This window comes from Streptomyces sp. ADI95-16 (assembly GCF_003721495.1).
Taxonomy (GTDB): domain Bacteria; phylum Actinomycetota; class Actinomycetes; order Streptomycetales; family Streptomycetaceae; genus Streptomyces; species Streptomyces goshikiensis.
The window spans coordinates 407,141-425,648 of sequence record NZ_CP033581.1; the positions used below are offsets into that span (position 1 = coordinate 407,141).

General features: G+C 71.9%; 23 protein-coding genes. 12 read left to right on the forward strand and 11 right to left on the reverse strand.

What is annotated here, in order from left to right:
- Positions 1 to 7: 7 nt before the first annotated feature.
- A complete protein-coding gene (locus EES41_RS02130) occupies positions 8 to 679 on the forward strand; it encodes an HSP18 transcriptional regulator (protein WP_123082195.1) in 672 nt (223 codons plus the stop codon).
- 141 nt (positions 680 to 820) lie between these two features.
- Here the strand turns inward: EES41_RS02130 and EES41_RS02135 are convergent, their stop codons facing one another.
- Positions 821 to 1,864: a CorA family divalent cation transporter gene (locus tag EES41_RS02135; RefSeq protein ID WP_254211266.1), complete on the reverse strand. Its 1,044-nt coding sequence runs from the start codon at positions 1,862 to 1,864 to the stop codon at positions 821 to 823.
- 474 nt (positions 1,865 to 2,338) lie between these two features.
- On the opposite strand from EES41_RS02135, the gene EES41_RS02140 reads away from it, so the two are divergent.
- Positions 2,339 to 2,635 carry a DUF2188 domain-containing protein gene (locus tag EES41_RS02140; protein ID WP_123075139.1) on the forward strand — a complete coding sequence of 99 codons (297 nt, stop codon included), beginning with the start codon at positions 2,339 to 2,341 and terminating at the stop codon, positions 2,633 to 2,635.
- Between the two features lie 160 nt (positions 2,636 to 2,795).
- Here the strand turns inward: EES41_RS02140 and EES41_RS02145 are convergent, their stop codons facing one another.
- Positions 2,796 to 5,003: a M48 family metalloprotease gene (locus EES41_RS02145; protein ID WP_164495710.1), complete on the reverse strand. Its 2,208-nt coding sequence runs from the start codon at positions 5,001 to 5,003 to the stop codon at positions 2,796 to 2,798.
- A gap of 7 nt (positions 5,004 to 5,010) precedes the next feature.
- Positions 5,011 to 5,601 (reverse strand): hypothetical protein, encoded by a 591-nt coding sequence (locus EES41_RS41245; protein ID WP_164495711.1) that lies wholly within the window; start codon positions 5,599 to 5,601, stop codon positions 5,011 to 5,013.
- Positions 5,602 to 5,980: 379 nt separating this feature from the next.
- On the opposite strand from EES41_RS41245, the gene EES41_RS02150 reads away from it, so the two are divergent.
- The 3 genes from EES41_RS02150 (at position 5,981) to EES41_RS02160 (ending at position 7,874) form a co-directional block, all read left to right on the forward strand.
- The gene (locus EES41_RS02150; RefSeq protein ID WP_123082197.1) at positions 5,981 to 6,874 is read left to right on the forward strand and encodes an NAD(P)H-binding protein; all 894 of its coding nucleotides are present in this window, start codon (positions 5,981 to 5,983) and stop codon (positions 6,872 to 6,874) included.
- 74 nt (positions 6,875 to 6,948) lie between these two features.
- Complete coding sequence (locus tag EES41_RS02155) at positions 6,949 to 7,314, forward strand: darcynin family protein (protein ID WP_123075143.1); 366 nt, start codon at positions 6,949 to 6,951, stop codon at positions 7,312 to 7,314.
- 245 nt (positions 7,315 to 7,559) lie between these two features.
- Positions 7,560 to 7,874: a hypothetical protein gene (locus EES41_RS02160; RefSeq protein WP_123075145.1), complete on the forward strand. Its 315-nt coding sequence runs from the start codon at positions 7,560 to 7,562 to the stop codon at positions 7,872 to 7,874.
- Positions 7,875 to 8,035: 161 nt separating this feature from the next.
- Here EES41_RS02160 and EES41_RS02165 read toward each other — a convergent pair whose 3' ends face one another.
- The 5 genes from EES41_RS02165 to EES41_RS02185 all read right to left on the reverse strand — a co-directional run bounded on the left by EES41_RS02165 (position 8,036) and on the right by EES41_RS02185 (position 11,538).
- Positions 8,036 to 8,302, reverse strand: a complete 267-nt coding sequence (locus EES41_RS02165; protein WP_123075147.1) for a metal-sensitive transcriptional regulator — start codon at positions 8,300 to 8,302, stop codon at positions 8,036 to 8,038.
- A 65-nt stretch (positions 8,303 to 8,367) separates the two neighbouring features.
- Positions 8,368 to 8,940, reverse strand: a complete 573-nt coding sequence (locus tag EES41_RS02170; protein WP_123075149.1) for a rhodanese-like domain-containing protein — start codon at positions 8,938 to 8,940, stop codon at positions 8,368 to 8,370.
- Between the two features lie 81 nt (positions 8,941 to 9,021).
- Positions 9,022 to 9,777, reverse strand: coding sequence for a sulfite exporter TauE/SafE family protein (locus EES41_RS02175; RefSeq protein WP_123075151.1), 756 nt, complete (start codon positions 9,775 to 9,777; stop codon positions 9,022 to 9,024).
- Positions 9,774 to 10,133: a rhodanese-like domain-containing protein gene (locus tag EES41_RS02180; protein ID WP_123075153.1), complete on the reverse strand. Its 360-nt coding sequence runs from the start codon at positions 10,131 to 10,133 to the stop codon at positions 9,774 to 9,776. The genes EES41_RS02175 and EES41_RS02180 overlap by 4 nt, the downstream gene beginning before the upstream one ends.
- 40 nt (positions 10,134 to 10,173) lie before the next feature.
- Entirely contained in the window at positions 10,174 to 11,538 is a 1,365-nt protein-coding gene (locus EES41_RS02185) for an MBL fold metallo-hydrolase (RefSeq protein ID WP_123075155.1), read from the reverse strand.
- A 403-nt stretch (positions 11,539 to 11,941) separates the two neighbouring features.
- Between EES41_RS02185 and EES41_RS02190 the strand changes: the two genes are divergently transcribed.
- The 5 genes from EES41_RS02190 to EES41_RS02205 all read left to right on the forward strand — a co-directional run bounded on the left by EES41_RS02190 (position 11,942) and on the right by EES41_RS02205 (position 14,697).
- A complete protein-coding gene (locus tag EES41_RS02190) occupies positions 11,942 to 12,223 on the forward strand; it encodes a hypothetical protein (protein WP_123075157.1) in 282 nt (93 codons plus the stop codon).
- Positions 12,220 to 12,813 (forward strand): hypothetical protein, encoded by a 594-nt coding sequence (locus tag EES41_RS02195; RefSeq protein ID WP_123075159.1) that lies wholly within the window; start codon positions 12,220 to 12,222, stop codon positions 12,811 to 12,813. The genes EES41_RS02190 and EES41_RS02195 overlap by 4 nt, the downstream gene beginning before the upstream one ends.
- Positions 12,814 to 13,060: 247 nt before the next feature.
- Entirely contained in the window at positions 13,061 to 13,228 is a 168-nt protein-coding gene (locus tag EES41_RS41250) for a hypothetical protein (protein WP_164495712.1), read from the forward strand.
- 287 nt (positions 13,229 to 13,515) lie between these two features.
- The gene (locus EES41_RS02200; protein ID WP_164495713.1) at positions 13,516 to 13,989 is read left to right on the forward strand and encodes a CAP domain-containing protein; all 474 of its coding nucleotides are present in this window, start codon (positions 13,516 to 13,518) and stop codon (positions 13,987 to 13,989) included.
- A 51-nt stretch (positions 13,990 to 14,040) separates the two neighbouring features.
- A complete protein-coding gene (locus tag EES41_RS02205; protein ID WP_164495714.1) occupies positions 14,041 to 14,697 on the forward strand; it encodes a hypothetical protein in 657 nt (218 codons plus the stop codon).
- Positions 14,698 to 14,816: 119 nt separating this feature from the next.
- Here the strand turns inward: EES41_RS02205 and EES41_RS02210 are convergent, their stop codons facing one another.
- Positions 14,817 to 15,755 carry an SDR family NAD(P)-dependent oxidoreductase gene (locus tag EES41_RS02210; RefSeq protein ID WP_123075166.1) on the reverse strand — a complete coding sequence of 313 codons (939 nt, stop codon included), beginning with the start codon at positions 15,753 to 15,755 and terminating at the stop codon, positions 14,817 to 14,819.
- A 133-nt stretch (positions 15,756 to 15,888) separates the two neighbouring features.
- Positions 15,889 to 16,092, reverse strand: coding sequence for a hypothetical protein (locus EES41_RS02215; RefSeq protein ID WP_123075168.1), 204 nt, complete (start codon positions 16,090 to 16,092; stop codon positions 15,889 to 15,891).
- A 276-nt stretch (positions 16,093 to 16,368) separates the two neighbouring features.
- On the opposite strand from EES41_RS02215, the gene EES41_RS02220 reads away from it, so the two are divergent.
- A complete protein-coding gene (locus EES41_RS02220) occupies positions 16,369 to 16,830 on the forward strand; it encodes a peptidase inhibitor family I36 protein (RefSeq protein WP_164495715.1) in 462 nt (153 codons plus the stop codon).
- Between the two features lie 17 nt (positions 16,831 to 16,847).
- Here EES41_RS02220 and EES41_RS02225 read toward each other — a convergent pair whose 3' ends face one another.
- On the reverse strand, positions 16,848 to 17,987 hold the full coding sequence (locus EES41_RS02225; protein ID WP_123075172.1) for an alkene reductase: 1,140 nt from the start codon (positions 17,985 to 17,987) through the stop codon (positions 16,848 to 16,850).
- Between the two features lie 69 nt (positions 17,988 to 18,056).
- On the opposite strand from EES41_RS02225, the gene EES41_RS02230 reads away from it, so the two are divergent.
- Positions 18,057 to 18,428: a MerR family transcriptional regulator gene (locus EES41_RS02230; protein ID WP_123075174.1), complete on the forward strand. Its 372-nt coding sequence runs from the start codon at positions 18,057 to 18,059 to the stop codon at positions 18,426 to 18,428.
- Positions 18,429 to 18,508: the final 80 nt, after the last annotated feature.

An 18,508-nucleotide genomic window follows, 5' to 3' on the forward strand; every position in this document is an offset into this window, starting at 1 on the left:
GGTGATCGTGGCCGCAGCCGAGCAGCCCCCCTCACCCGCCGATACAGCTCAGTCACCGTCCTTCCCCGCCGCCGCGGCGGCTCTGGAGGCTCTCCGTGAACGCCTGGACGAGGCCGCACAGGCTCCTGGCAGCCCCGCAGAAACCACCGGCGACGGGCCGGAGGCCGCGCTCGCGGCCCTGCTGTGCCTGCGGCAGATCCGTGAGCGGCTCGCGGGCTGGGAGAGCGGCCTGATCGAAACCGCCCGGGATTCCGGGGCGAGCTGGGCCGATCTCGCCGGCCCCCTGGGCGTCGCCAGCCGCCAGGCGGCCGAACGCCGGTACCTGCGCCTGCGGCCGGGAGCGGCCGGCAGTACCGGGGAGCAGCGCGTGCAGGCCACGCGGAGTTCGCGGGCGGCCAACCGCAGCGTCGCGTCGTGGGCACGTGACAATGCGGCGGACCTGCGCCGCCTCGCCGGACAGGTGACCTCGCTGAACGACCTGCCCGCCGGGGCAGCGACCTCCATGCACGACCTGAACCAGGCCCTCGCCGCCGACGACGCCTCCCGGCTGGTCGGTCCCCTCGCTGCAACCCGCGCCCACCTGCGCGCCGAGGACTCCGAAATCGCCGACCGCATCGACGCCGTGACCCGCCACACCGACCGGCTGCGCCAGGACACGCACGACCAACGCAGCACCTGACGTCTTCGCCCTGGCCCGAACGGCGTCGTCACCGCCGCCGCTGTAGGCGGCGCCGGTGGCCGTGCCGAGCGGGCCAAGGGCACGGGCCAGCGGAGGCCCGCATGGTTCCTGCGGCCCGGGGCCTCCCGTGACTGATCGAGATCAGGATCGGTCCGATTGTTCGCCGCCGGCGGCGGCACCGTGGGGCCCGCCGGCGGCGGCACCGTGGGGCCCGCCGTCCCGGAGCTGGCGCCAGTGCGTCCGGTACAGCACGACGTACATGGCCACGAACAGAGCGCACACCTGCATGCCGATGCCCAGCCACAGGAAGGTCTTCTCGCTCGACAAGTGGTTGCTGAGGTAGGTGAAGTTCATGCCGAAGAAGCCGGTCAGGAACGACAGCGGCAAGAAGATGACGGAGGCGATCGCGAGTTTGTTGATCACGAGGTTCTGCTGGTCGGCGACGAGGGAGGCGTAGGTGTCGGCGGCCCGTCTGGTTTCGTCCCGCAGGGAGTTGATCTCCATCATCACCAGCTGCACGGTGCTCTCGTGCGTACGGTTCAGCACCCGCCGCTCCTCCGAGATGCCGGGGTTCGCCATCCTGCGATGGGTGAGGAACTCCTGCGCGACCGCGGCGTAGGGAAGGAACGCACGGTGCAGCTGGGACGCGCGCCGTCGCAGATGGGCCAGTTGATGGACGTGCTGCGACGCCTGCCCCTCGAACATCGCCTCCTCAACCTCCCCTACCTCCAGGAGGGCTTGGGAGGTGGCCCTGCGAAAGGCCTCCAATACACCGTGCAGAAAGAGGAAGACCGCCGTCGTTCCGTCGGAGGGCGTTTCCTCCGGCAACCGTCCGATGAAGTTCTCGATCAGTCCGACGGGCCCGTGGTGGATCGTGACGAGGTGGCGTTCGCCGGCGAAGACGTGGATGTGCTTGATGTGGCTGCCGTCGATCACCGGCACGACACATCCGACAACTCCTGCGTGGTACTCGGCCCGTACGGGTTCGTACTGTCTGCCGAGCCAATCCCACGTCTTGTCATCCAGTCCCAGCAGGCGGGCGAGTGGTTGCTCGTCAGACGGGGGGTCTTCCCCTTCGTCGATGTCCACGATCACGAAGTCGGGGGCTGCTAGACGCTCCCTGACCTCGGACAACGCTGTCCGAGCGACGACACCCTCCGGCATCGACACCACCGATACGATCATCGCCCCTCACCCAAGATGACAGTGCTGCCCGGAAGGCGGGACACCACGGCTTCCCGTTTGCCGCCCGGGCCGAGTTCCGCGGGCAAGGCGATGCGACTCAGCCTCTGCGACCCTGCAAGCCCACCGGCCGCACGCTACCGCTCGATGCCGCGTAGGCAACGGTCCTGGCCGCCAGGCTCGCGGGCACACGGGCGAAGTCACCCAATTCCCCCACCTCCGGCCGGTCGGGGCGCCGCAGCAGGCTCCACTCCGTCGAGGTGTCACCGTCACCCGTGAGCAGTCCCACGACCTCCCCCAGCGGTCGCGCCCCCGGGCTGGTGTCCCCGGCAGGGCGAGCGGGAATACTCCCCGTAGGCGACGCGGTGGGACCAGCAGCGGGGCCGAGGCGGTCGAGCAGGAAAACGACGAGGGCGGCCTCGAAGAAGGCCCGGCAGTCCGGCTACGGAGCGTGCCTGACAGTCGAGGAGAAGGACCATGGCAGCGAAACGGACCGTCTACCACGTCTCACCGTCCAGCGAGCACGCGGCGGCCGCGGGCGTGAAATGGCAGGTCGAGGGCAGAGAAGGACGTCGGCTCCTGCACGAGCCGCACCGGACGCAGAAGGACGCGATCGACGGCGCACGCCGCCACGCCAAGGAGCACCAGCCCGCGCAGGTCGTCGTCCACGCCCGCGACGGACACATCCGCAGCGCGTACACCTACGGAGCTACCCCCGCGGCCCCCCTCGACGAGCGTGGCCGCAAGGCGGGGGAACCCGGAGGCGTCTTCTAGGGCAGGTGAAGGCGCACTGAGCCAGGGCCCCAGTAGCACGGTGCCGCCGCGGCACGCGGAGAGTGCCCGCCGCCGCTGGCGGTCGCTCGCTTGGTCGCCGCGCCCACCACGACTCTGATGCTGGAGGCCCTCTCCCGGGCGAGGGCCGTGGCCGGCACGATCAGCGGCGACGGTGCGACGGTGGCCGCGAAGCCGCTGCCCGACGCGGTCGGTCCGTCGGACGGTTCCTGGCGCCGTGGCGCACGTCGTAGACGGCCGCGGCCGATGCCTCGCAGGCCAGGACCACGCCCGCAGTCGTGCCGGGAAGGATCAGGAACAGCCACTGCGACATTTGGCCCTCGACGGTCAGCTGAACCAGTGCGGCCAATGCCGCCGCGGCCAGGCAACCGGTCGCGGCCCGGGCCCGGCGGCGGAACATGCCGTCGTGCGCGGCGAGCGCGGCTCCACCGATGCAGGCCGTGTGGAAGGCCAGGCCCACAGCGGCGACCAAGTACAGGACGGACGTGGGCGCGAAGTCTCTGAGCAGCCTGCCCACCGAAACGAGAGCCCAGCAGGCCATCCCGAGCGTGACGAGGTGGCAGAGCAGGAGCAGCGGCAGGCCCATCGGCGAGGACATCACACTCACGCTCCCGACCTCCTTCCCCGCAGGCGCGTCACCCCGGTCGACGGGCCTGCGGGCGTCGCGGCGACGAGCCAGTACGGCCAGACCCGCGAGCACCGGCACGCCCAGTACCGCCGTGCGCAGGAGGGGGGCCACGGACGACGGGAGCGCCCCCGGGAACGCCACGACCGCGAGCAGGGCGCCGTACGTGGCGAGCAAGGCCGTCGACGGGCCACGGCGCATCCGCAGCGCGTCGCAGCCGAGGGCCACCAGGGCTCCGAGGCCCACGACAGCCACCGCCATCACGGCCAGGGCCAGGGCGGCGGACGCGGTGTGCGAGCGCCACAGCAGGGCCTCGGTGGAGCCGTCGCTGTGCACCAGAGGACCGGGAAGGGCCAGGGATCCGCAGCACAGCCCGGCCCACAGGCAGCCCGCAAGCTTGACCAGACGGGCCGCGAGGAGCCGGCCGGAGGCTTCGACACCTCCCCGGGCAACGACCGAGTACCGCACCCCGAGGGCGATCATCGGGCCGACCAGGAGGAGGAGCGGCAGGGACAACCAGACGTAGAGCGGCCCGAGTTCGACATCGCTCAGGGGCATGACGCCGAACCGGATCGCCATCAGCTCCAGTTGGAAACTGAGTCCGAGCAGGAGGTTGACGGAGAAGGCGAGCAGGCAGCCGATCAGGGCCACCTCCCATCCGGTGAACTCGTCGGCCACGGCCGGACGGGACAGTGCGGCTCGCCTGCGTGTCAGGGACGGATGGGTTCCGAAGGGCCACGCCGACCCGTCGGGCGCGCTGCGGTGTTGTGAGGCGCTCAGCTCGCCGAGGACCTCGTCGAACGCGCCGGCACTCGCTCCGCCCCCTGGCGTCGGGCACGACGCCGCGAACCTGTCGGCGTGGAACTCCCGTGACTGCAGGAAGCAGTTGCGTGAGGCGTAGACCATGCCGGTGAGCAGGCCGAGCTGCAACGAGAGTTGCCGCAGGCCCGAGCCGCCACCGACGGCGTACTCCGTGAGGGACAGTCCGAACGCGCCGACGACCAGGGCGAGGAAGGTCCACCACACGGCAGTGACGGCGAGCGTCACGTCGAGGTCGCGATTGTGGATGTGTCCGAGTTCGTGGCGGATCACCGCGTCGAGGAAGTAACGGTCGCGGTCGCGGTCATGGTTGCGGTCGGCTTGGTCATTGTCCTTGACGAGTCTGCGTTCGAAGCCCGCGGTCACCTCGACGTACCGGCGCCCCACGTTCCCGAAGGCGTTGGCGTTCACCTTGCCGTTCCCCCCGTCGACCAGCACCATGGGCGCGGGCACCCCCGCCTCGGCAGCGAGGGCGTGCACGGCGCGGTCGACGGCTCGGGCCGGCGCGGTCGGCTCAGGCGCTTCCAGACGACGGCAGCGAATGCTCAGGCGGGGCAGCGACCAGTACAGAACGAACCCCCCGCAGCCGAGTGCGCCGACCGTCAGGGCTGCGCGCAGCTCCGGACGGTCGGCGCTCCGCAGGCCGCAGCGCTGATCGATGGCGCTGTTGACCTGCGCCCGGTATTCGTCCGGAACGTACCTCCGTTGCCACAGGGGGGACGCCGCGGCGAGCCGCTCCTCCTCCGGAGTGAGCGGCAGCCATTGGAGAAGCTCGTTCCTCACACCGTTGGAGCAGAGGAGGTGACCGAGCGCCTCGTCCGCGTGGTGCTGGGACTCGGTGGGGAAGGCGATGGCGAAGGCGGCGATGGTCAGCGCCAGCCAGAAGAGCGACGCTCTCAGGTACACCGCTCCATCAGCTTTCGTCTGCGGGGACCTCGGCCTCCGTCGGGCGGTCCGGCCTAGGTAGCGGTGGAACGCCCGCGCCGGGGGCGGGAGGGCTTGCGGCAGCGGCCACGGCTCGGACCAGCCTTGCGAGCATGGAGTCGGCGATCCGCCGGGCTTGTTCCTCGGGCGTGCCGCAATCGAGGCCGGCGGCCAGGCAGACGTCCCACAACCGGGCCAACTCGGTGGCGTCGGGTCCGGTCTGCTGTTGGGCAGGGAGAGCGACCCCCTCGGCCGCCGGCTCCCCACCACGTCGTCGGGTCCTGCGGCGCGTACCGAGACTGCGCTCCAACCGGGCGACGACGGAAGCCGATACCGCGCCCAGCAGGGCGGTGGCGACGGCCAGGACGACCGGGGTCAGGAACTCACCGGCCAGATCGGTGGCGGCGAACTTGTGCGTGCGTCGCCCGGTCCACCGCCACCACGGACGGAAGTGTGCGTCGGCGAGCCGGTCGAACCGGCGTTTTTCGAGCTCGTCGTCAGTGGACAGCACCACTTGCCGGGCCAGCTCCCGGGCCACGTCTCGGCGGTCCCGGGTCAATGCGGTGTAGGCCGTCCCCATGCGTTCGCGCCCCCCACGGTGCGTGCCGTCCGCGGCGCGCGCAACTGCGCTACGGGCACGGCGCCTCACTTTCGGTAACCCAGTATGTGGCCGTGCCCGTCTGTCGGCCAGAGGACTCCGTCAACTTGCCGGTAGCCGTACGGGTGCGCGCATCGCCTCCCCTGCCGGCGCGGAGCCGGGACGAGACCCCCGGCGCTTCCCGCTGGGGCCAGCGGGGCGTCCAGCGCCATGGCGAGGTTGGCGTCGAGACCGTATCCGGCCTGTTCACCAGCATTATTCCACTTCAGTCAATGATTCCGTGCCGAAGTTTCCATTGTGGCAGCACTGGGATCCTCAGCAGGATGAGGGCGTACCGACCAGCACGACCTGCGAGGTTTTCGTGATCGTTATTACCGCTCCCACGGGGAACATCGGCCGTTCCCTGCTCTCCCGGCTCCTGAAGTCCGCCCCCGCCGCGGGCGAGGAACTGCGCGTGATCGTGCGCGACCCGGCCCGGCTGCCGGAGGCGGCGCGCGGACGCGTCGAGGTGATCACCGGCTCACACGGCGACGCCGAGGTCCTCGACCGGGCCTTCGAGGGTGCGGACGCCGTCTTCTGGCTCGTCCCCCCGGACGCCTCGCTGCCCCCGGAGGACGCCTTCAGCGGCTTCACCCGTCCCGCCGCAAAGGCGCTCACCGCCCACGGCGTCGGCCATGTCGTCGGCGTCTCCGCGCTCGGCCGCGGCACCCCGCTCGCCAACCGCGCCGGCCTGGTCAGCGCCTCCCTCGCCATGGACGACCTCATCGCCGGTTCCGGCGTCGCCTACCGGGCCCTGGCCAACCCGTCCTTCTTCGAAAACCTGCTGGAGGAAGCCGACTCGATCCGTGACAAGGGGGTCTTCACCGACGTCGTCGACGCCGACCGCAAGGCCCCCCTCGTCGCCGTCGCCGACATCGCGGCCATCGCCGCAGGCCTGCTGCTGGACCGCTCGTGGACCGGCTTCGACGACGTCCCGGTCCTCGGGCCTCAGGACGTATCCCCCAACGACCTGGCCCGCATCATGACCGAACAGCTCGGCCGCCCCGTCCGCTACGAACGCCAGCCGTTCGACGAGCTGTACACCACCCTCGTCGGCTACGGCCTCAACGAGGCTTTCGTCCAGGGCATCGTCGACATGAAGCGTGCCAAAGACCAGGGCCTGGACGCCGGTGTCGCCCGTACCCCTAACACCGTCTCCCCCACCGGCTTCGAGCAGTGGTGCGCCGAGACCCTCAAGCCCGCCGTCCTCTCCTGAAGCCCACCAGCCGTCGCCGGAACACATAGCGGTCCGGCGCACCAAGACCACCTGCCATTTTTGGAGACACCCTGATGTCCGCTGAACACACCACACCTCCGGTCACGGCGTTCATACTCGTCAAGACCACACCCGAGTGGCTCGCCATGACCGTCCAACAGCGCGTCGACGCCTTCACCACCCAGGTCCTGCCCGCGATCGAGGCCAAGACCACCGGCGTCCGGTCACGCTTCTACGACACCGAGTTCTACTCCGCGCGCGTCACCGACGTCTGGGTGTGGGAAGCCGAAGACCACCACGCCTACCAGCTCCTCATCGACGCACTGCGCGAAACCCCTTTCTGGGACCGCTACTTCGAGGTCGTCGACCTCCTCGTCGGCACCGAGAACGGCTACGCCCGCACCTACGGCCTCGAACCCGTCGCCACCATCACCACCTGACACACCGCTCCCCCGAGCGACTGGTCAGATGCCCTCCGGCCCCACAACCGGCCGGAGGGCATCTGAGCCGGACGAGCGGCAAGTGGATCACCCTGGCCGTCGGCCGGCGCACCGGACTCGGCCGCCCAGGCGTTGGGCGGGGGCTCCGGACGACACAGCCGCTTCGGGGCACTCCTCCACGTATTGGGCATGGCCGCGTGCTAGGTATAGCAAGCAAGGATGCCCGAAATAGGAGGTATGCAACGATGAGTACAACTCTTCGCCACGTGACGGCCACGCTCGGTGCCGCGGCGCTGCTGGCTGTCTGCGGCGCCGCCGAGGCCAGCGCCCACGACATGGGGCCGGGCCCGTCCGTGGGCAGCTCAGGCTTCGGGAACTCGGGCGTCGGCAACGCGGGCGCGCTCAACGACGGAGTCGGCAACGCGGGCGCACTCAACGGCGGCATCGGCAACGCGGGCATCGCCAACTGGGGTCTGGGCAACGCGGGCATCGCCAACACGGGCATCGGCAGCCACGGCATCGGAAACTCCGGCATCGGCAGCTCCGGCATCGGCAACTGAGGCGGCCCCACCGCCCCGCACCACCGAGTCGCACGGCGTACCCGGCTGACGTCGGCCGGGTCTACCCGGGTCGCCCGCTCTACGAGCGGCAGGCCCGGGTTTCTGGCGTGGCGCACCCGGCCCCGCAGGGTTCGGGGCCGGGTCGTTTCGGTGTGCGCGGGTCAGGCGAGGGCGAGGAAGAGCTTTTCGAGTTCTTCCTCGGTCATGGGGGCCTGGTTCTCGTCGGCGTTGGCCATGCACTGACGCATGCCGCTGGCCACGATCTTGAAGCCGGCCCGGTCCAGGGCCTTGGAGACGGCGGCGAGCTGGGTGACGACGTCCTTGCAGTCGCGGCCGGCTTCGATCATGGCGATGACGCCCGCGAGCTGCCCCTGGGCGCGGCGCAGGCGGTTGAGGACTGCCTTGACTGCGTCTTCGTCGACTTTCACTGGTGCCTCCTGGCCTTGTCCGCGGTCACCCCATGGTACCCCAGGGGGTATCCGGTCGGTGGAGGTCAGTGGTCGCGGAGGGTGGCGAGGGCGGCTTCGAGGTCGCCCTGGCGGGGGCAGTTGTGCGGGAGTTTGGCGAGGAGCGGCGCCATGCCGCAGGTGTCGGCGAGGGCGGAGAAGACCAGCCCGCCGGCGATACCCGCTGAGGCGAGACGGAAGGCGGGGCGCAGACGGCCGAGGGCGAGGCCGGTCAGGACCACGGCGCCGGCGGCGAAGCGGACCTGGCGCTCCATGCTCCAGGTGGTGGGGCGCTGGTGGTCGGGGTGGTGGAGGGCGTGGCCGCCGTCGGTCCAGGCTCCGGTGCCTCCGGCGAGGGCGGCGGTGGTGATGCCGTTGTCGGCGAGGGTTTTACAGGCGGCCTCGGAGCGGGTGCCGGAGGCGCAGACGACGAGGATGTCGCCTCGGGCGGCGGCCTCGCGGATGTCGGGCAGGGCGCGGGTGAGGTGGTCGAGGGGGACGTTGAGGGCGCCGGGGAGGTGTCCGGTCGCGTATTCGCCGGGGGTGCGGACGTCCAGGACGATCAGTTCGTGCAGGCGGCTGTGGGCCTGGTGGGCGTCGAGGGTGCGGGGGTGGGTCATGGTGCTGTGTTCCGTCCTTGTGGGAGGGGATCCGCTCCACGGGATCCCCGGGGATATCTCTGGGGTGTGTGGGCGAGGGGGTCAGTGGAGGGCGTCGGCGACCATGAGGGCGGCGACGGCCAACAGGACGCTTGCGAAGGTCCGTTGGAGGGCGGGGCCGGAGATTTTGGCGGCGAGGCGTTTGCCGTCCCAGGCTCCCAGGATCGCCGCGCCGGTGAAGGGGGCGATGACCGCCCAGTTCAGGGGGGTGTGGGCGCCGGCGCGGGCGACGAGCGCGGCGAGGGAGTTGACGGTGATGACCAGGAGGCTGGTGCCGACCGCGGCGCGCATGCGCAGGCCCAGGACGGCGACCAGGGCGGGGACGGCGAGGAAGCCGCCTCCGACGCCGAGGAAGCCGGTGACCGCGCCGAGTCCGGCGCCCGTCCCGGCGGCCCGTGCGGCCCGTGCGGGCCGGACGGCTCTGGGCTGCTGGTCGGGGGGCGGGGCCTTGAACATGGCGAGCGCGGCGAGGAGGGCGATGGCGGCGAACGCGGCGGTCACCACCGCCTCGGGCACGCGGATGGCGAGGGTGGCTGCGGCGATGGCGGGTGGGATGCCGACGGCGGCGAACAGGGCGCCGGTCTTCCAGCGGACGTTGCCGGCTGTGGCGTGGGCGTAGAGGGCGGTGGCCGAGGTGGCGGTGACGATGATCAGGGATGAGGTGGTCGCGGCGGCCGGTGTGAAGCCGAGGAGGTAGATCAGGGCGGGGACGGCCAAGACGCTGCCGCCGCCGCCCAGCGCCCCGAGGGCCAGCCCGATGACGGCCCCGGCGGCCAGGGCGAGGATGAGCGTGCTCACGCTATCCGGCCGCTGCTTCCGCGTTCGTCGACGACCGGCAGCCCGGCCGCCACCCAGGCGCTCATGCCGCCCTTGACGTCGACGGCCTCGGCTCCGCGGCCGGTCAGGAGCCCCGCGGCCCGCTGGGAGCGGTGCCCGGAACGGCAGATCACCACCAGCGGCCGGTGCTGCGCGGCCGCGGGCAGGGCAGTGCCGGCGAGGAGGCGGGACAGTGGGGCGTGGACGGCGCCGGGAGCGTGTCCGGCGTTCCACTCGGCCTGCTCGCGCACGTCGAGGAGGACGGCGTCACCGTCGCTGGTGCGCTGGCGGGCCTGGGCGGGGGTGACGCGGGCGGCGCCGCGGCGGAAGAGGAACATCCGTATTCCTTCCAGTTCTTCGGGGGGGGGCGGTGGTGGTTCAGCTGCCGGCGGTGAGGGGCAGGCCGGCCTGAGAGGCGGCGTCGAAGGAGTCGTCGACGGCGACGACGTCACGTCCGGCGGCGTCCAGGAGGGAGGCGGCGATGCCCGCGCGCATCCCTCCGGCGCAGTGCACCCACACCGTTCCGGGCGGGACCTCGGCCAGGCGCCGGTGCAGGTCGTGGACGGGGATGTGGACGGAGCCGGTGATCCAGCCCTTGGCGCGCTCGGAGTTCCGGCGCACGTCCAGGACCACCGCTTCGGAGCCGGATGCCCGTGCGGCGAGGTCGGCGAAGGTGGCGCGGGGGAAGGAGCGCGGGGCGTGGCCGTCGGCCGTCCAGTCGCGGGGTGTGCCGGTGGCCGCGGCGGCGGGGCGGTCGATGCCGACGCGGACCAGTTCGCGCTGGGCGGCGGCGAGCTGGGCGGGTGAGTCGGCGAGGAGGGTGACGGGCTTGCCCCGGGGGATCATCCAGGCGAGGTAGGTGGCGATCTTCCCGTCGGCCTCGAAGTTGAAGGAACCCGCGACGTGCCCGTCGGCGAACGCGATCCGGTTGCGCAGGTCGACCACCCACTCCCCGGCGGCCAGCCGCTCGGCGATGTCGGCCGCGTCGGTCAGGGGCGGTGCGCCGAGGTCCACCGGGGTGGGGCCGGCGGCGTTGGCCGGGCCCATGTGGGCGTAGTAGGCGGGCACGTCCTCCAGGCCGGCCAGCAGTCCGGCGACGAAGGAGTCGACGTCCTTGGTCAAGGCGTCGTTGACGTTCTTCTCCTTGCCGATGGTGGTGGCGTCGCCCTCGGACTGGGAGGAGGAGCAGAAGCTGCCGAACCCGTGGGTGGGCAGCACCGGTGTCTCGTCGGGGAGCTCGGCGGCCAGGCGGTGGGCGGAGGCGTGCTGGGCGCGGGCCAGTTCCTCTGTCAGGCGCGGCTCGACCAGGTCGGGGCGGCCCACCGAGCCGATCAGCAGCGATCCGCCGGTGAAGACCGCCGCCACCCGGGCGCCTTCCTCCAGGACGTAGGAGGTGTGGTGGGGGGTGTGGCCGGGGGTGGCCAGCGCCCGCAGCGAGATGCCGTCGTCGACGGCCACCGTGTCGCCGTCGGCCACCGGCGTCCGGGCGAAGGAGACCCGGGCGGCGGCCGGTACCAGGTAGGCGGCACCGGTCAGACGGGCCAGATCCGGGCCGCCGGTGACGTAGTCGTTGTGGACGTGGGTCTCCACCACGTGGGAGATCCGCACCCCGCGTACGGCTGCCGCCGCGAGGACCCGGTCGATGTCGCGGGGCGGGTCGATCGCCACCGCGGTAGCGGCGCCGCCCGCCAGGTAGCTGCGGTTTCCCAGGCCCTCGGTCTCGATGGTGTCAATGAAGAACACGCACTTGCTCCTTTCGGCTGGCATTTACCCCCGGGGGTATATTTCGAGCGTAGCACGGGTACCCCCGGGGGTATTTTGGGTGGCGTGGAGCCGCCATCCTCGACGGGCAGTCGTGCTCGACGAGCGACCACCCGGCCGTCGGCCGCGCACGCCGCACTCCGGAGCTACCGGATCCCGGGCGCCTGCAACCCGCCCCTCGCCCGCCGGACCCTTGACGCCGGCCCCGCAACGCCGCCGTCCGCGCCGACGGCGACCAGACCGCCGCCCAGGCCGTGGATCCCGGCACCTTCAACTGGGCAAGGGTCGAGGTCCACCCGGCCCCCAGGCCGGCCTGTCCGCCCCCACACGGCATCAGCGTCAAGGAATTCTTGACAAGCCTGTCGTGGCAAGGTTTCCTTGACACATGTCGATCTTGAACTTGAAGGCCCGGCACCGGGACCCTCTCCCCGCCGACGCATCCATGGCCGCCCTGCTGCCGCTCGCCGTGAGTCTGCCGGCCGTGACGGTGATGTTCGGCGGCCGGTTCGGAACCCTTGCCACCGTCGCCCTGGTCGTCGGGAGCCTCGCGCTCATCGCCTGCACGGCCGGTCTGGCCGCCCGGGCGGCCCGCGGCTCCGCCGGGCAGTCGCTCCGCGACGAGGCGGTCCTCGACGCCCTCGAACCCCTTGCCGGACTGCGCCGATGAGCGACGGACCGCTGCTCCACCCGGTAGAGATGGACCGGATCCGGGAAGGGATCGCCGCAGCCGTCCTCGGCGCCCCCGACGGACTGGCCGAGTCGCTGGAGCATGACGCCCATGGGTACCTGCGCCTGCTGGACGCCTCGCGCGTCGGCGCCGAGGAGGCGAGCCGGCTGCTGCGCGAAGCCGTACAGGGGGCCAGGGCCGCCGGCCACAGCTGGGACACGGTGGGCCGCGTCCTGGGAGTGAGCCGCCAGGCCGCCCAGCAGCGCTTCGCGGACAAGACCGCGGGAGCGGGTTCGGCGGCACCGCTCGCCGGGGGGCCGGACGCCCCGAAGCGCCGCACCCTCGGCGGACTGACCGCGTTCAACGAAATGGCCGCGTTGGAGGAGGCCGGCCGCGACGGCTGGCACGTGGTCGGCTACGGCCCCTTCTTCCACGAGGTCGAGGCGTCCGACCACCCCTGGGAGCACTGCCGGGTCGCGCTCCCCTCCGGCCCGCGCCACCGACGGATGGAATCAGAAGGGTGGATCCCGGTCGGCGCGGGATGGTTCCCGTGGCGGTACTACAAACGGCCCGTCAACCCCGGCACGTAGCACTCCAGCAGTACCCCTTGCGGGGGTTGGGGCCCCTGGGGGACCAGAGGCCCGGCGGCGACGGTGCGATGTGGTCGACGAGTTGCTTGCGGCAGCGCTCCGCGTCGGACACACCGAGCGTAGGGCGGTGTCGAGGGCGGCATCGTCGGGGCGGCCGGTGGGCCGACCGCACGAGACCAGCCTCGCTGTGTCGGATTCCGGAGCGGGGGGTATGTCCGCGGGGTACCGCCCCCGCTGAGGAGGTTTCATGAGCAACAGGCACCGGGGCAAGGCCAGTCGCCACTACCCCTACGCGTACGCCGTCTTGTTCCTGATCGTCCTGGTCGTCATGTGGTCCACGTCCGGTTCCGGTGATGGAGCCAAGCACCATGAAATCAACCGTGAGTGCGGAACCGGCCTGGACAGGCACTGCTGAGGAAGCGCCATGGTGCAATACCGCCGCTAGGTCGCGCCGTCGCGGTCCGGTGGTCGCCCCGGTCGCCGCCCTCGTCCCCCGGACATACGCTGGCCGTAGGGGAAGCGGCCCTTCGCCGCCCCCACAAGAACACCGCGTTGCCGATGGTTCAAGTCATCCATCGCGCCTGCCGGCCGTGTCACCCGCCCCATGACGGTTGACGGTCGTGAAACGCGCCGGTTCTCTCCGCTGTTTCCGTGCGACCGGGAGTCGCAATGAGAAGTCTTTCTCGTACACGCCGTCGGACCGTGGCCATCGCAGCGACGCTGATGGTCGGAGGACTGGTGTGGGGGGCGGGCCCAACCGCCTTCGCCGCCGTCTCCGACGGCCTCCCCGCCGAGGTCAGCCCCGCCGACCAGGCGGCACTGCTCGGCGACACCAATGCGATACGCCAGAAGGAAGACGCGCCGCCCATCTCCTGGGACGAGGGTCTCGCCTCCGGCTCGCAGTCGTGGGCCGACAACCCCGCTTCCCACGCCGGTGGCCTTGAGCACGACTTGGGCTTCAACACCGGCGCCGAGAACATGTCGAGCGCCGGGCCTTCCCAGTCCGTGTCGCAGTGGGCCGGAGAAAAGGCGGCATACGACGCGGCCGGCCCGAACTGGAACACGGATGACCCCAGCTACAGGTACTGGGGCCACTACTGGAACATGGTCCAGAAGAACTACACGAGGATGGGATGCGGTGCCGCAGACGGCGTTACAGTCTGCCGCTACGCCTGACGGAGCGACGACCCTGGCGGTGTGGGCCGGTGACCGGGCAAGATGCGCGTCATGAACGTGACCTTGGCGCCTTCCCGAATGATGGTTCCCGCCGCGTTATCGGTGGGTGTGGTGGTCGGAGTGATGGGCCCGCTGTTGACCCGGCAGGCGGTGGACGGGGGCCGGGAGACCGTCGGTGGGCCGGTCGGACACGTCGTCCACCTGATATCGAGTGCCGGCTGGTCGTGGGCGGCCCTCGCGTTCGCGGTCGGTTGGGTGTGCCGGTCCGGGCGTCGGGCGGTGTGGCTGGCGCCCGCGACGCTGGTGGTGGCCGTGGCCGCGTACTACCTCGTCAAACTCGGCCAGGGTGAGTTCCGCGCGTACCCCCTCGTACCGGGCGGCACCGGCGACGGGGCGTCCCTGCCGATCGACTGGGGCAGCATGGCGGGCAGCATGACCGTGTGGTGGATCGGAGCCCTGGTCTTCGGCCCCCTCCTCGGCACGGCCGGTGCCCACGCCCGTGATCCCCGACCGCACGGGTGGCTGCTCCACCTGCTGGTACCGGCGATCGCGGTCGTCGACATGAGCCTGCGCCTGCCAGGGGACCCCGAACTCGACGGACAACTCACGGTCGACACCTGGAACGTCGTACGCGTCACCGCCCTGCTCGCCGCGGCCGCCGTGACGGTCATCGCGGCCCGTGCCGCGCTCACCGCCCGGCGGATCTGACCGGCGCAGAACATCCCGGCCGAGCGACGTCCGTGCCCGGCTCGCCCTCGCCCTCGCCCTCGCCGTCGGCCGCGCCGCCCTCGCGGAGTTCGGGCACGGGCTCTGAACTGCCGGGCGGTCTATCCGGGGTCGACGCCGGTCAGGTCGCGGCTCGCGTCCCACAGCCGCTTCGCGACGGAGCTGTCGGCGAGGTGGTCCCACACCGGTTCACGTCGCGGCTCGCCGCGCAGGCCGAAGACGCGCGGGCCCCACAGCTGGCCGCCACGCACGGACGGGTCGAGCACCGCCCGTACCGCGGGCCACGCGCCGGCGTGCTTGCCCTGGAGGAGGAGGCCGGCGGGTGCCGCGCTCAGCCGTGCGCCGGTCGTCCGCACGTGGACCGGCGGCCGTGACGGGGTGAGGGAGTCCAGCGCGCCGCCGGGATGCGCCACGACGCTCGCCACCGAGCTGTCGGCCGCCCGCAGGCGACGGTCGAGTTCGACGCCGAAGTACATCTGCGCCAGCTTGGAGCGCCCGTAGGCGCGCTTGGGCCGGTAGTCCCGCACGGACTGGAGGTCGGCGAGGTCGAGCCGCTCGGACTTCGCCGCGAAGCTGCCCATGGTCACCACGCGCGCCGCCGGAGCGGCCGCCAGCAGCGGCATCAGCCACCGGGTCAGCGCGAAGTGCCCGAGGTGGTTCGTGCCGAACATCAGCTCGTGACCGTCCCCGGTCTCCTCGCGCGGCGGGTCGTCGAGAGCGACGCCGGCGTTGTGGACCACCGCGTCGAGGCGTTCCACCTCCAGGGATTCGGCAACCGTCGGCAGCGACGGGAGGTCGGCGAGGTCCAGTCGTACGGCCCGCACCCGCGCACCCGCGACATGTGCTCGTATCGAGGTGGCGGCGGCCTCGGCCTTCGCGGGGTTCCGGCTGCCGAGCACGATGGTCGCTCCGGTCGCCGACAACTGCTCGGCGACGAAGTACCCGATGCCGGCGTTGCCGCCGGTGACCAGGAAGACGCGGCCGTCGGCGCGCGGCGGCCGGTGGACGCTCCACGGCGGGGTGGGGGGTGCGGACGACATCGTGACGGGGCTCCCTTGCCGGCGAAGAGGGCTGCGGCCGGTCGCCGGGCACCTCGTTGGCCACGGTGCCAACGGCCACCGACACATCGCCCACAGACCACCGACAGCCCTCCCGGACGTCGCCTGACGTTGCCTAGTCGCCGTCGCCGTCGCCCCCGGAGCTGCCGCGGAGGCCGCGGCGGCGGCGTTTTTGGGCGCCGCGGATCAGGTCGGCCACGGCGAGGGTGGCGGTGGCCACGGCGCGGGACCAGGGGGGACCACCGCGGGACGCCCACACCACGCACGCGCAGCCGCCGATGGCGAGTGCCAGGACTCCGAGCAGTAGGGCCAGGACCACTTCCGCGCCTCCTTGTTCGTCCCCGTCCCCCGATTCTCGCAGGCCGCCGATCAACACGTGGGTTTGCCGTCGGAATCGCGCCGGCCGAGCGGGAGTTGACCGAAGAGGGCCGCCGGAGCTCCGCTTGGGCAGCCCCGAACTACGTAACCCGTGGGAAGCCTGCCCCTCGTGTGCGTGAGGCCGGCCGGCGCGTCTGGTGGTGCGATCAAGGCGGAACGGAGGTGCGATGGAACAGCCCCCGCAGGTCATCCTCCCGGAAAAGTGGCGGTGATCCTCGTGACCGTACGCGCCCTGGCCGAAGGACGGCGAAACGACCGCCGCCCGCACGATGTGAGGAGGTGGAGGGCAGCGGCCGCCGCTGCCGTCTGTGCGCTCTGTGTCGCCTTCGCCCCGCCGGCGCGGGCCGACCTCGCCCCGTCCGAGCCGTGCCCCTCCGGCTGGGTGTGCGGCTGGACCGGCCCCGACTACACGGGGGTGGCGAGCTTCGTCTCGCAGGACATGCCGCGCTATCCGGAAACGACCGCGTACGTCGGCTTCAACGGTGGCGCATCGGTGTGGAGCAGCGCCGGAACCTGGCGCCGCGACGGCCGGCTGTGGGGGCGGTGCGTCACCGTGTACAGCGGTACGGAGTACCGGGGGCAGAGTCGGACCATCCGCCCTGACCAGGGCATCGCCCTGCTCCCGGCGTCGTTCGGGAACGTCCGCTCCAACCGGTTCCACGCGTGCCGGCTGTCCTGACCGCCCCGTGCCGCGGATCAGTCGCTCAGGCGGCCCGTGTGGCGTTCGTGGGCGCCGAGGGCGGGGTAGTCGGTGTAGCCCTCCGCGCCGTGTACGTGCATCAGGAACTCCGGACGGACCTCGCCCAGCGGCGCGCCCGTACGCAGCCGCTCCACGAAGTCGGGGTTGGCGAGGAAGCCCCGGCCGAGCGCCACGAGATCGGCGCCCTCGGACAGCAGGCGCTCGCCCCGCCGCTTGCCGCCGTCGGTCGCGACCTCCTCGCGGGAGAGGGCCGGGTTGGCGATGAGGGTGCCGGGCCAGTTCCGGCGGATCTGCGCGTAGGCGGGCTGGTCGGGGTCGGCGTGTACCTGGTGCAGGTAGACCGGCGCCAGGGCTGCCAGGGCCTTGACCAGCGCCGGGTAGATCTCCTCGGTGTCGCCCTCCTCGATCCCGTTGACGTCCCGTCCGGGTGAGATGCGTACGCCGACCCGCTCCGGGCCGATGGCTTCTGCGACGGCGCGGACCACCTCGACGGAGAACCGGATGCGGTTCTCGACGGAGCCGCCCCACTCGTCGGTGCGGCGGTTGGTGTTGCGGGCCAGGAACTGGTGCAGCAGGTGGCCGTTGGCGGAGTGCACCTCCACTCCGGCGAACCCCGCCTCGACGGCGCCCCTGGCGGCGCTCGCGAAGTCGGCCACCGTGGACCGTATGTCCTCGACGGTCATCGCGCGCGGTACGACGCCGTCCCGGAGGCCGCCGGGGGTGTGCAGCCGCTCGGGGAACCTGACCGCGGACGGGGCGAGCGGCACCTGCCCGCTGGTTTCGGGGTGGCCGACCCGGCCGCCGTGCTGGAGCTGGAGGAACATCCCCCCGCCGCCGGCGGCCCGTACGGCCTCGGTGACCCGGCGCCAGCCGGCGATCTGCGCCGGTGTGTGGATGCCGGGGATGTGGGGGTAGCTCTGCCCGACGGCGTTCGGGGTGCTGGCTTCGGCGATGATCAGGCCGGCCGAGGCGCGCTGTGCGTAGTACGTGGCCATGAGTTCGCCGGGGACGCCGTCGGCCCCGGCGCGGTTGCGCGTCAGCGGGGCCATCACCAGGCGGTTGGGCAGGTCCAGGCTGCCGAGGCGGGCGGATTCGAAGAGGCGGGAAGCGGCGGGAGCGTGCTGTGTCTGCGTCATGCCGGTACCGTAGAAGTTGACACCGGTGTCAGGTTCAAGAGGTGCCAGGTTCAAGAGCTGGGGTGGGACATGCGGATCGGTGAACTGGCGGCGCGCACCGGGGTCGGTGAGCGTTCGCTTCGCTACTACGAGCAGCAGGGCCTGCTCGCGTCGGACCGGACGCCCGGCGGCCACCGGGACTTCTCCGAGCGGGCGGTCGACCGGGTCATCCGGATCCAGGAGCTCTACGCGGCCGGCCTCAACAGTGCGAAGATCGCGCAGATCCTGCCCTGCATGCGGGACGAGGACGGCGGCCCGTCGGTGCGCGCCACCCCGGCGCTGGTGGCCGAACTGGCCGCGGAGCGGGGGCGGATCGACCGGATGATCGGCGATCTGATGCGCTCCCGCGAGGTGCTGGACGAGGTCATCGAGGCGGCGGCGGGCCGCACTACGGCCGCCTGAAGCCTGAAGGGTGCGGCCGCCCCGAGCCCCGGGCCTTTCGCCGCGCCGGCCGGGTACGCGAGAACGGGATTCGTTCGTAG